At 56.6% G+C, this 12,714-nt stretch carries 10 protein-coding genes; 4 read left to right on the forward strand and 6 right to left on the reverse strand.

Translation table 11 applies throughout. From position 1 onward, the window contains the following. Nucleotides 1-38 precede the first annotated feature (38 nt). The gene (gene macA, locus MC50_RS17110) at nucleotides 39-1,154 is read left to right on the forward strand and encodes a macrolide transporter subunit MacA (protein WP_032688640.1); all 1,116 of its coding nucleotides are present in this window, start codon (nucleotides 39-41) and stop codon (nucleotides 1,152-1,154) included. After that, nucleotides 1,151-3,097, forward strand: a complete 1,947-nt coding sequence (gene macB / locus MC50_RS17115; RefSeq protein WP_032700453.1) for a macrolide ABC transporter ATP-binding protein/permease MacB — start codon at nucleotides 1,151-1,153, stop codon at nucleotides 3,095-3,097. Before macA ends, macB begins: the two co-directional genes overlap by 4 nt. Nucleotides 3,098-3,165: 68 nt before the next feature. On the opposite strand, the gene cspD is transcribed toward macB, so the two are convergent. After that, a complete protein-coding gene (gene cspD, locus MC50_RS17120; protein WP_004860015.1) occupies nucleotides 3,166-3,387 on the reverse strand; it encodes a cold shock-like protein CspD in 222 nt (73 codons plus the stop codon). A gap of 325 nt (nucleotides 3,388-3,712) precedes the next feature. On the opposite strand from cspD, the gene clpS reads away from it, so the two are divergent. Both clpS and clpA read left to right on the forward strand, forming a co-directional pair. Beyond that, nucleotides 3,713-4,030 carry an ATP-dependent Clp protease adapter ClpS gene (clpS, locus tag MC50_RS17125; protein WP_004860017.1) on the forward strand — a complete coding sequence of 106 codons (318 nt, stop codon included), beginning with the start codon at nucleotides 3,713-3,715 and terminating at the stop codon, nucleotides 4,028-4,030. A 30-nt stretch (nucleotides 4,031-4,060) separates the two neighbouring features. After that, nucleotides 4,061-6,340 carry an ATP-dependent Clp protease ATP-binding subunit ClpA gene (gene clpA, locus MC50_RS17130; RefSeq protein ID WP_032688638.1) on the forward strand — a complete coding sequence of 760 codons (2,280 nt, stop codon included), beginning with the start codon at nucleotides 4,061-4,063 and terminating at the stop codon, nucleotides 6,338-6,340. Between the two features lie 130 nt (nucleotides 6,341-6,470). Here clpA and infA read toward each other — a convergent pair whose 3' ends face one another. The 5 genes from infA to trxB form a co-directional block, all read right to left on the reverse strand. Continuing rightward, entirely contained in the window at nucleotides 6,471-6,689 is a 219-nt protein-coding gene (gene infA, locus MC50_RS17135) for a translation initiation factor IF-1 (protein WP_002211347.1), read from the reverse strand. 384 nt (nucleotides 6,690-7,073) lie between these two features. After that, nucleotides 7,074-7,778: a leucyl/phenylalanyl-tRNA--protein transferase gene (gene aat / locus MC50_RS17140; protein ID WP_032700452.1), complete on the reverse strand. Its 705-nt coding sequence runs from the start codon at nucleotides 7,776-7,778 to the stop codon at nucleotides 7,074-7,076. 159 nt (nucleotides 7,779-7,937) lie between these two features. After that, nucleotides 7,938-9,659: a heme ABC transporter ATP-binding protein/permease CydC gene (gene cydC, locus MC50_RS17145; RefSeq protein WP_032700451.1), complete on the reverse strand. Its 1,722-nt coding sequence runs from the start codon at nucleotides 9,657-9,659 to the stop codon at nucleotides 7,938-7,940. Further along, a complete protein-coding gene (gene cydD, locus MC50_RS17150; RefSeq protein WP_047664493.1) occupies nucleotides 9,660-11,426 on the reverse strand; it encodes a heme ABC transporter permease/ATP-binding protein CydD in 1,767 nt (588 codons plus the stop codon). It abuts the gene before it with no gap. 114 nt (nucleotides 11,427-11,540) lie between these two features. Next, on the reverse strand, nucleotides 11,541-12,509 hold the full coding sequence (trxB, locus tag MC50_RS17155; protein ID WP_004860029.1) for a thioredoxin-disulfide reductase: 969 nt from the start codon (nucleotides 12,507-12,509) through the stop codon (nucleotides 11,541-11,543). Nucleotides 12,510-12,714: the final 205 nt, after the last annotated feature.

Here is a 12,714-nt window from a genome sequence, read left to right on the forward strand (position 1 = left end):
ACCACCTGGCTCTGCGAGTGAAAACATCAGGAATTTTTATGAAGCTCAATGGAAAACGCAGGAAAGTCTGGTGGCTGCTGGTCGTTATCGTGCTGGCGCTGGCCTTCTGGGGATGGCGGATACTCAATGCGCCGCTGCCGCAGTATCAGACATTAGTGGTGCGTAAAGGCGATTTACAGCAGAGCGTGCTGGCCACCGGCAAACTGGACGCCCTGCGCAAAGTCGATGTCGGGGCGCAGGTCAGCGGACAGTTAAAAACGCTGCGCGTGAATATCGGCGACAAGGTTCAGAAGGATCAGCTGCTGGGGGTGATTGACCCTGAGCAGGCGCAAAACCAGATCAAAGAAGTCGACGCGACGTTGATGGAACTGCGCGCCCAGCTGAATCAGGCGCGCGCCGAACGTAAGCTTGCCGCGGTCACCCTGGCTCGCCAGCAGCAGCTGGCCCAACGCCAGCTGGTTTCCCGCCAGGAGCTGGATACGGCGGCGACGGATTTGGCGGTGAAAGAGGCGCAGATTGGTACCATTGAAGCGCAGATAAAGCGTAATCAGGCGACATTGGATACCGCCAAAACCAACCTCGACTACACGCGGATTCTGGCGCCGATGTCCGGGGAAGTGACGCAAATTACCACCCTGCAGGGGCAAACGGTGATTGCCGCCCAGCAGGCGCCCAATATCCTGACCCTGGCCGATCTCAGCACGATGCTGGTCAAAGCTCAGGTATCTGAGGCGGACGTGATCCACCTTCGCCCGGGGCAAAAAGCCTGGTTTACCGTGCTCGGCGACCCGCTGACCCGCTACGAGGGGAGCCTGAAGGATATTTTACCTACCCCGGAAAAAGTCAACGACGCCATTTTCTATTACGCTCGCTTTGAAGTGCCGAACCCGCAGGGGATCCTGCGCCTGGAGATGACGGCCCAGGTACATATCCAGATGGCGGAAGTCAAAAATGTCATCACCATCCCGCTCAGCGCGCTGGGCGATGCCATCGGCGATAACCGTTACCACGTGCGGCTGCTACGCACCGGCGAGGTGAAAGAGCGCGAAGTGACTATCGGCGCGCGCAACGATACCGATGTGGCGGTGGTGAAAGGGCTGGAAGAAGGCGATGAAGTGATCGTCGGCGAAAGTCGTAGCGGGACGGCAAAATGACGGCGTTGCTGGAACTGCGTGATATCCGCCGCAGCTACCTCTCCGGCGACGGCAGTGTTGACGTGCTCAAGGGCGTGACGCTGAGCATTGCCGCTGGTGAAATGGTGGCGATTGTCGGAGCATCGGGTTCAGGAAAATCGACGCTGATGAATATTCTTGGCTGTCTCGATAAGCCGACCAGCGGCAGCTACCGCGTTGCCGGAACCGATGTCTCCTCGCTCAGCGGTGATGCGCTGGCCCGCCTGCGACGGGAACATTTTGGTTTTATTTTCCAGCGTTACCATCTGCTCTCGCACCTGACGGCAGCGCAGAATGTTGAAGTCCCGGCGGTGTATGCCGGGGCCGAGCGACGAGAACGTCTGGCCCGGGCGCATGATTTGCTGGTGCGGCTTGGTCTGGGAGAGAGAGCGGAATATCAACCTTCGCAGCTCTCCGGCGGCCAGCAGCAGCGGGTCAGTATCGCCCGCGCGCTGATGAATGGCGGGGAGGTGATTCTGGCCGATGAGCCGACCGGCGCATTGGACAGCCGCTCGGGTGAAGAGGTCATGGCGATTCTGCACCAGCTGAAATCGCAGGGGCATACGGTGATTATCGTCACCCATGATCCGCAGGTGGCGGCGCAGGCCGAACGGATCATTGAGATCCACGATGGGGAAATTGTGCGTAACCCGCCGGCGAAAGGTCCGGTCAGCGGCGGGGTAGCCCGGCCGTTGGGCGGTGAAGAGCCTTCCGCATGGCGCCAGTTTACCAGCGGTTTTCGTGAAGCGCTGGTGATGGCCTGGCGGGCGATGGCGGCGAATAAAATGCGCACGCTGTTGACCATGCTCGGCATCATTATTGGCATCGCGTCGGTGGTGTCGATCGTGGTGGTCGGCGATGCGGCGAAGCAGATGGTGCTGGCGGATATTCGTGCGATTGGCACCAACACGATCGATGTTTATCCCGGTAAAGATTTTGGCGATGACGACCCCCGCTATCAGCAGGCGCTGAAATATGACGATCTGCTGGCCATTCAGAAGCAGCCGTGGGTGAGTTCGGCGACGCCCGCGGTGTCGAAAAGCCTGCGTCTGCGTGCCGACAACATCGATGTTGCCGCCAGCGCGGAAGGGGTCGGGCCACAGTATTTTAATGTCTACGGCATGACCTTTAGCGAAGGCAATACGTTTAACGAGCTGCAGCTCAACAGTCGGGCGCAGGTGGTGGTGCTGGATAGCAATACGCGTCGCCAGCTGTTTCCGCACAAAACGCGAGTTGTCGGGGAGATAATCCTCGTCGGCAATATGCCGGCGACCATCGTCGGGGTAGCGGATGAGAAGCAGTCGATGTTCGGCAGCAGTAAAATCCTCCGTGTCTGGCTGCCGTACACCACCATGGCCGGGAGAGTGATGGGGCAATCGTGGCTCAATTCGATTACCGTTCGCGTGAGGGAAGGGTATGACAGCGCCGCCGCCGAACAGCAGCTGCTGCGTTTGCTTGAGTTGCGCCATGGCAAAAAAGATGTTTTTACCTGGAATATGGACAGCATCTTGAAAACGGCGGAACGGACCACACATACATTACAGCTGTTTCTGACGCTGGTTGCGGTGATTGCGCTGGTGGTGGGCGGTATCGGCGTTATGAATATCATGCTGGTGTCGGTGACCGAACGAACGCGTGAAATTGGGATTCGGATGGCGGTCGGGGCGCGGGCCAGCGACGTACTGCAGCAGTTTCTGATTGAGGCTGTTTTAGTCTGTCTGGTCGGCGGCGCGCTCGGCGTGACCTTATCGCTGATGATCGCGGTGGTTCTGCAGCTGTTTTTACCCGGCTGGGAGATCGGTTTTTCTCCGCTGGCGCTGCTGACGGCGTTTTTGTGCTCGACGCTAACCGGCGTGCTGTTTGGTTGGCTGCCGGCGCGAAATGCCGCGCGCCTCGATCCGGTGGATGCGCTGGCCCGCGAGTAGAAACAAAAAAATGCCAGTCAGAAGGACTGGCATTTTACTGGCAGGATGTACACAATGAAGCAAAAGAGTTATGCAGCCGCTTCTGCTTCCACAGGAACAATCACGCTGGCGTGATTGCCTTTCGGCCCCTGGTGAACATCAAACCGAACGGCTTGTCCGGCTTTAAGCGTTCTGTAACCATCCATCTGGATGGTGGAGTAATGGGCGAAAATGTCTTCGCCGCCGCCCTCAGGGCAAATAAAGCCGAACCCTTTGGCATTGTTGAACCACTTAACAGTACCCATTTCCATACTTCGACATCCTTCGTAAATCTTTATAAGTAAGATGGAATGAACCGGTGGTGGAGTGACGAGTTGTTCAAATGCTCGCCAACTCTCGCTAGTACAATTTAGAGAAATACGGAAATGCGTCAAGCAATTGACGGTAGTGGGAGGCGAAAAATGCGTCAAAATTTGAAGCAGTTAACGCTATTGCCGGGGAATGTGACAGACATCGCGGATGGAAGTAATAGATGATAGTTATCTATGATCTATTGTAGATTTGCGTTGTGCATAGCCTCTGGTCATCGACAGGCCGCCGCCTGTTGGCAACAGCAACCGATGATGAATACTGACGATGAGTAAGAGAGATTGGCTGGACTTCGATCAGCTGGTAGAAGACGAAGTTCGTAATGAGCTTAAACCACCATCTATGTATAAAGTGATATTGCTCAATGATGACTACACTCCAATGGAGTTTGTTATTGACGTGTTACAAAAATTCTTTTCTTATGATGTAGAACGTGCAACGCAACTGATGCTGACGGTTCACTATCAAGGTAAAGCGATTTGTGGTGTATTTACCGCAGAAGTGGCGGAGACCAAAGTCGCGATGGTGAATGAATACGCGAAGGAGAACGAGCATCCATTGCTGTGTACGCTAGAGAAAGCCTGAAGACAGGCGTGAAAATTGGGGGAGGTGCCTATGCTCAATCAAGAACTGGAACTCAGTTTAAACATGGCTTTCGCCAGAGCGCGCGAGCACCGTCATGAGTTCATGACCGTCGAGCACTTGCTGCTGGCGCTGCTCAGCAACCCCTCGGCCCGCGAGGCGCTTGAAGCGTGTTCCGTGGACCTGGTGGCGCTGCGTCAGGAACTTGAAGCCTTCATCGAACAGACCACACCCGTTCTGCCCGCCACGGAAGAAGAGCGTGACACCCAGCCGACGCTGAGTTTTCAGCGTGTGCTGCAGCGTGCCGTCTTCCACGTACAATCCTCCGGCCGCAGCGAAGTGACCGGCGCTAACGTTCTGGTCGCGATTTTCAGCGAGCAGGAATCACAGGCGGCCTATCTGCTGCGTAAACACGAAGTGAGCCGTCTTGACGTCGTCAACTTCATCTCTCACGGTACACGCAAAGACGAGCCGAGCCAGTCTTCCGATAACAGCGGAAGCCAGCCCAGCAATGAAGAGCAAGCAGGCGGGGAGGAACGTATGGAAAACTTCACCACCAATCTTAATCAGCTTGCTCGCGTCGGCGGAATTGATCCGCTGATCGGCCGCGACAAAGAGCTGGAGCGCGCGATTCAGGTGCTGTGCCGCCGCCGTAAAAATAACCCGCTGCTGGTGGGTGAGTCCGGCGTGGGTAAGACCGCGATTGCCGAGGGTCTGGCCTGGCGGATCGTTCAGGGCGACGTGCCGGAAATCATGGCCGATTGCACCATCTACTCGCTGGATATAGGCTCCCTGCTGGCGGGCACGAAATATCGCGGCGATTTTGAAAAACGTTTCAAAGCGCTGCTTAAACAGCTTGAGCAGGATACCAACAGCATTCTGTTTATTGATGAAATCCACACCATTATCGGTGCGGGCGCGGCATCAGGCGGCCAGGTCGATGCCGCTAATCTGATTAAACCGCTGCTCTCCAGCGGCAAGATTCGGGTGATGGGTTCCACAACCTATCAGGAATTCAGCAACATCTTCGAAAAAGACCGGGCGCTGGCTCGTCGCTTCCAGAAGATAGATATTACCGAACCTTCCGTGGAAGAGACGGTGCAGATTATCAACGGCCTGAAGCCGAAGTACGAAGCGCACCACGATGTGCGCTATACCGCGAAAGCGGTGCGTGCGGCGGTGGAGCTGGCGGTGAAATACATTAACGATCGCCATCTGCCGGATAAGGCTATTGACGTCATTGATGAAGCCGGTGCGCGGGCGCGGTTAATGCCGGCCAGCAAACGGAAGAAAACCGTCAACGTTGCGGATATCGAGTCCGTGGTGGCGCGTATTGCCCGTATTCCTGAGAAGAGCGTCTCTCAGAGCGATCGCGATACGCTGAAAAATCTCGGCGACCGCCTGAAAATGCTGGTCTTCGGCCAGGGCAAAGCGATCGAAGCGTTAACCGAAGCGATTAAGATGGCGCGCGCGGGCCTCGGTCACGAGCACAAGCCCGTCGGCTCTTTCCTCTTCGCCGGGCCGACCGGAGTCGGGAAAACCGAGGTTACCGTGCAGCTGGCGAAAGCGCTGGGCATTGAGCTGCTGCGTTTTGATATGTCTGAATACATGGAACGTCATACCGTCAGCCGCTTAATTGGCGCGCCTCCGGGCTACGTTGGTTTCGATCAGGGCGGGCTGCTGACCGATGCGGTGATTAAACATCCGCATGCGGTACTGCTTCTTGATGAGATCGAAAAAGCGCATCCGGACGTCTTTAACCTGCTGCTGCAGGTGATGGATAACGGTACGCTGACCGACAATAACGGCCGCAAGGCGGACTTCCGCAACGTGGTGCTGGTGATGACGACCAACGCCGGCGTACGTGAGACCGAGCGTAAATCGATTGGTCTTATCCAGCAGGATAACAGTCCGGATGCGATGGATGAGATCAAGAAGATCTTTACCCCGGAATTCCGCAACCGTCTCGACAACATTATCTGGTTCGATCATCTGTCCACGACGGTGATCCATCAGGTGGTGGATAAGTTTATCGTCGAGCTGCAGGTTCAGCTGGATCAGAAAGGCGTCTCGCTGGAAGTGAGCCAGGAAGCGCGTGACTGGCTGGCAGAAAAAGGCTACGACCGGGCAATGGGCGCACGTCCGATGGCGCGCGTGATTCAGGATAACCTGAAGAAACCGCTGGCTAACGAACTGCTGTTCGGCTCACTGGTGGACGGCGGACAGGTCACCGTTGCGTTGGATAAAGAGAAGGGCGCGTTGACTTATGACTTCCAGAGCGCGCAGAAGCACAAACCAGAAACGGCACATTAATGCCGCTCCGTGATAGCAAAAACCGGCCTGCGGGCCGGTTTTTTTATGTCGCTTTTAGCCGGCTGCAGATATGAAAAGACCGGGAATTATCCCGGCCTTCAGCATCTGACGCCACGAGGGCGGAAAACTATCAGCGACTACGGAAGACAATGCGGCCTTTGCTCAGGTCGTACGGGGTCAGCTCAACAGTCACTTTGTCGCCCGTCAGAATGCGGATGTAGTTTTTACGCATTTTACCGGAAATATGCGCAGTTACCACGTGACCGTTTTCCAGTTCTACGCGGAACATTGTGTTAGGCAACGTGTCAAGTACGGTGCCCTGCATTTCAATATTGTCTTCTTTGGCCATCTAGTCCTCTGGGGTATCACTACCGTAGTTTTGAACCGGCAAGATAATGCCGAAGTTCAGCGAGTAAGTAAAGGTTTACGTTTGTGCACTTTATCTTTCAGGCTGCCTTCGCTCACTCGGTTACATAGTTATTGACGCAGACAGGCGCTTTGCGGTGCCACCTGACGCATCCAAAATTATTAAGGGTAAAATCATTGAAGTAGTTTTGGCGCATTGCCCGGAATTCACACGGATAAGCCGCATGACAGGCGCAAACGTAAAGGGGAGCGACAGAACGATGGGCGTTATCTGACTCTTATTATTCCCAAACGGCGGCGGGGCAACAGGCAGAAGCTACTCTACTGCGCAATTATACCATCACGGTAAAAAATGTGCTGAAAACATTTACACATCGCCGGTAAATAGCACCCGGGGCACCCAGAATCTTTCCGGCAGGCGACGGGCGCGCAATACCGACAGCGCATCAAGATAATCGCGGCGGGGGATTTCGATGGCGCCCAGCGATGCCGTGTGCTTATTCAGGACCTGGCAATCGATTAATTTCCCACCGTCGCGGATAAACGCCTGGCAGAATATCAGCAAGGCCGTTTTCGACGCATTTTCCGCGCGGCTGAACATTGACTCGCCGCAAAACAGCGCGCCTTGCGCTACGCCGTACATTCCTCCCACCAGCGTCTCGCCTTGCCACACTTCAATCGAGTGCGCATGGCCAAGCTCATGCAGCTGGTGATAGGCCTTGACGATGCTGGAGGTGATCCATGTCCCTTCATCGCGATTGTCGGCACAACCTTCAATCACCTGGCCAAACGCGTGGTTCAGCGTCACGCGATAGGGCGATCGCTGGTGAAAACGCTTCATGCTGCGGCTGAGATGGAACTGATCGGGCCACAGCACCGCCCGCGGATCGGGGGACCACCATAAAATCGGGTCGCCCGGCGAAAACCAGGGGAAAATCCCGTGCTGATAGGCCATAAGCAGACGCGACGGACTGAGATCGCCGCCGAGCGCCAGCAGGCCATTGGGTTCGCGTAACGCTCCCTCCGGGGAAGGGAAGGCAATGGACTGACGGGAGAGCTGAACCAGACGCATTTTAACCTCAATACGCACCAGGCAATTGTTCAATATATTCGCTGTGGTTCAAGCGGACGGTCCGTCGCCATACCGGCAACGCCAGGACGCAGCGGACCGCTCTTTCAGCACGCCTGAAACTCATAGAGTATATACGCAAAACGGCGTGAAACAGCCGGACTACAGACGCTGCTTAAACTGGTAGTAACGCCCTTGTTCAGCCAGCAGTTCCGCGTGACTACCTTGCTCAATAATCTTGCCGTTGTCCATGACAATTATCCGATTAAACCGCGCCAGTCCGCGCAGGCGGTGAGTTACCATCAGCACGGTTTTTTCACGCATCACTTCAGCCAGTAAATCCAGAATCTGGCTCTCCGTCGTCGCATCAAGGCCTTCGGTCGGCTCATCGAGTAACATCAGCGGCGCATCGTGCAGCAGCGCACGGGCAATGGCCAGTCTGCGCAGTTCACCGCCGGAAAGCTGGCGGCCGCCTTCGCCCAGCCAGGCGTTGAGACCGCTATCTTCCAGTAGTTTTTCCAGTCCGACACGCTCCAGAGCTTTCATCAGCTGGATATCGCTGGCGCCGGGAGCGGCCAGCAACAGGTTATCGCGCAGCGTGGCGCTAAACAGATGCACGCGCTGTGGAACCACGCTCATCGCCTGACGCAAAGTGGCCTCGTTAAGCCGGGTTAACGGCTGGTCGTTGAGTAAAATCTCGCCATCAGCCGGATCCCAGGCGCGGGTCAGAAGCTGCAGCAGCGTAGATTTACCGCAGCCGGTGCGGCCAAGAATGGCAATATGCTCCCCTGCGCCGACCTGCAATGAGATATTTTCCAGCGCCGGAGAAGGCTGCTGTGGATAGCTGAAGGTAACCTGGTTCAACGTCAATGAGACCTGCCCGAACGCCTGCCCGTTGCCGGCGGTGAAAGTGACCTCCGGCTGTTGCGCGGTAATCTGCGTAATTCGGCGGGCGGAAGCAATCACCTGCCCGAGATGCTGAAAGGCGCCGGTTACCGGCGCCAGCGCTTCAAATGCCGCCAGCGCGCAGAAGACAAAAAGGGCGATCAGCGCGCCGGGTTGGCTGTTGCCGCCTACCCCAGCAGAGGTGAGCCACAGCATCGCAACCACGGCAACGCCACCGATCAGCAGCATCAGCGCCTGCGACAGCGCCGTCAGCTCCGCCTGACGACGCTGGGCATCCTGCCAGCGCTGCTCGGTTTTTTCCAGCTGCTTGCGGTAGCGGTCGCTGGCGCTGAACAGCATCAGTTCAGCCTGTCCTTGCAGCCAGGCGGTTAGCTGTTGACGGTATTGCCCGCGCATTTGCGTGATACTCTCACCGGCGGGTTTCCCGGCGCGATAAAACAGCGGCGGCAGGACCAGTAGAGTCACCAGCATAATACCGCCTAGCGTCAGCGCCAACGTGACATCGAGAATGCTTAAGCCTGCGGTGACCACCACAATGACAACCAGTGCGCCGATCAGCGGCGAGATGACCCGCAGATAGAGATGGTCAAGGGTGTCGACGTCGGCGACCACCCGGTTGAGGAGTTCACCTTGACGAAAACGCGCCAGCCCGGCAGGGGAGAGGGGGAGCAGTTTACTGAAGGTAAACACCCGCAGATGCTGTAACACGCGGAAGGTGGCATCGTGGCTGACCAGACGTTCGAAATAGCGACCGGCGGTACGGATAATCGCCGCACCGCGAACGCCGGCTGCCGGCAGCATATAGTTGAAACTGTAAATACCGGCGACGCCAACGACGGCAGAAGCGGATAAGAACCAGCCTGATAGCGTCAGCAGGCCGATACTGGCCAGCAGGGTGACGATAGCCAGTACCACGCCGAGAGTCAGCAGCCAGATATGGCGTTTATACAACGCCAGATAAGGTAATAGTGCGCGCATTTAAATCTCCTCCTGACGGTGGGCTAACAGGGCGGCAAAAGGCCCGTTTGCCATCGCCAACTGGCTATACGTCCCTTGTTCGACTATCTTCCCATCCTGCATCACCCAGATGGCATCCCAGTCGGCGATACCTTCCAGCTGGTGGGTCACCATCAGCGTTGTTTGCTGCGAAGAGGCATTAAAGAGCGCCTGCATGACCCGCTGTTCGCTATGCGCATCAAGGCTGGCGGCCGGCTCATCCAGCAATAACAGTCGGCACGGTACCAGCAGCGCCCGCGCCACGGCGATACGCTGCGCCTGCCCGACGGACAGACGACCCGCCTGATCGCCGACCGGCGTATTAATCCCTTGCGGCAGTTGCGAGATGAATTCGCTCACCCAGGCTTTATCCAGCGCAAGCTGAAGCTGTGCTTCGCTGGCTTCCGGCCAGGCCAGCAGAACGTTTTCGCGAAGCGTGGCGGCGGGTAGCTGCGGGTTCTGCCCCACCCAACTGAGCAGACGATGCCAGCGGCTGGCGTCAAGATCGCGCAGTTCAACGCCGTTGACCAACAGCGAGCCGTCGTAAGGGAGAAAACCGGTCAATGCATTCAAAAGCGAACTTTTGCCGGAGCCGCTCTGACCGACCAGCACGACGCGTTTACCGGCAGGGAGCGTAAAGTTCAGCGGCCCCGCCAGGATGTTGCCTTCCGGCGATTTGACGATCGCATCGCGCGCTTCGAGACCGATCGGTTCGTTGTCGCTGAGGAGCTTCTCGCCGCGAGTTTCCTGCGCCAGCGGCTTTTCCATAAACGTTTTCAGACTATCCGCGGCACCGATGGCCTGTGCTTTGGCATGGTAAAAAGTACCTAAATCACGCAGCGGCTGGAAAAACTCCGGCGCCAGGATCAGGGCCAGGAAACCTGACATCAGGGTGACGCCTACGCCATAGTGGCCAAAGTTGAGCTCTCCGAGATAGGAGAAACCGAAGTAAACCGCAACCAGAGCAATGGAAAGCGAGGTGAAAAACTCCAGTACGCCGGAGGAGAGAAAGGCGAGGCGTAACACTTCCATCGTCCGCTGGCGGAAATCCTGGGAAGCATGGCGAATATTGTCCGTCTCCGCTTCGCCACGGTGAAAGAGACGCAGCGTTTCCATCCCGCGCAGACGGTCGAGAAAGTGGCCGCTCAGGCGAGCGAGCGCCAGAAAGTTGCGGCGATTAGCCTCCGCCGCGCCCATGCCGACCAGCGCCATAAACAGCGGGATCAGCGGGGCGGTGCCGAGAAGAATCAGCGCCGCCGCCCAGTTTATCGGGAAAATGGTGATGACAATCAGCAGCGGGACGCTGGCGGCGAGGGTCATCTGCGGGAGATAGCGCGCGTAGTAGTCGTGCATATCGTCAATTTGCTCAAGCACCAGCGTCGCCCAGCTTCCGGCGGGTTTCCCCTGAATCCACGCGGGACCGGCCTGCTGCAGGCGATCGAGCACCTGGCGGCGTATTTCATAGCGAATATGCTGCCCGGCATAGAAACCTACCCGCTCGCGCAGCCATACCACCCAGGCCCGCAGAACAAAAATCAGCACCAGGACGATAAACGGCAATACCAGCGCCGTCGCCGGAATATTCTCCATAATCATGCGATGAAGGATCCGCGCCAGCAGCCAGGCCTGACCGACGATCAGCAGGCCGCTAATGACGCCCAGCGCGCGGGAAATCATCAACCAGCGACGGGAGAGAATGCTTTGCTCTTTTAACCAGCGTGTTAACTCTTGTTGACGGGTTTTATTCATTGCGCACTTAGCAGGTGTAGTTATGAGGTTTTTAGGCCACGCAATGTTACAACGAGGAAAAAATAAAGGCGACTTTTCGTCGCCTTCTTTACCTTTGTTACTGACTTGTAAAGATTATTTGCACGCGTCAGCTAAACCATCAAGATAACGTTCAGCATCCAGCGCCGCCATACAGCCGGTACCGGCAGAGGTGATGGCCTGGCGATAGATATGGTCCATCACATCACCTGCGGCGAATACGCCCGGAATGCTGGTCTGGGTGGCATTGCCGTGGATCCCGGACTGCACTTTGATATAGCCGTTTTCCAGCGCCAGCTGGCCTTCGAAAATGGCCGTGTTGGGGCTGTGGCCAATCGCCACAAACAGACCCGCGACCTCCAGAGACTCGACATTGTCGGCATTCTGCGTATCACGCAGGCGCAGACCGCTGACGCCCATCTGGTCGCCCGTCACTTCTTCCAGCGTGCGATGGGTATGCAGCACGATATTTCCGTTGGCCACTTTATCCATCAGACGATTAATCAGGATTTTTTCGGCACGGAAGGTATCACGGCGGTGAATCAGGTGGACTTCGGAGGCGATGTTAGAAAGGTACAGGGCTTCTTCCACCGCGGTATTGCCGCCGCCGATGACGGCCACTTTCTGGTTGCGATAGAAGAATCCGTCGCAGGTCGCACAGGCGGAAACGCCGCGTCCTTTGAAGGCTTCTTCTGACGGGAGCCCCAGATAGCGTGCTGAAGCGCCGGTGGCGATAATCAGCGCGTCACAGGTGTACTCGCCGCTGTCGCCGACCAGGCGGAAAGGACGGTTTTGCAGATCGACGCTATTGATATGGTCGAAAATAATTTCGGTATCGAATTTCGTCGCATGTTCGTGCATCCGTTCCATCAGCAGCGGCCCGGTCAGATCGTTGGGATCGCCCGGCCAGTTTTCCACTTCCGTGGTGGTGGTCAGCTGACCGCCTTTTTCCATGCCGGTTATCAGTACCGGCTGCAGGTTTGCGCGCGCGGCGTAGACTGCAGCGGTATATCCCGCAGGTCCAGAACCAAGAATAAGCAGTTTACTGTGTTTGGTCGTGCCCATGAGATCCCCATAATTTATTGGCATACATTGGGCTGGATTGTAGGGAATTTGTTGACGTAAAAAAAGAGCGCAGCAGTTTTGTTAACGATATGTGCAATAGAGGCCGCCAATGAACTGGCGATTTTACGTGCGAAGAATATAACTAATTCTACTGTCGTCGGGACAATTATAAGAGGAAAACATGAGAATCACCGGGGGCGGATAA

It is taken from the genome of Klebsiella planticola (assembly GCF_000783935.2).
Classification (GTDB): Bacteria; Pseudomonadota; Gammaproteobacteria; order Enterobacterales; family Enterobacteriaceae; genus Klebsiella; species Klebsiella planticola.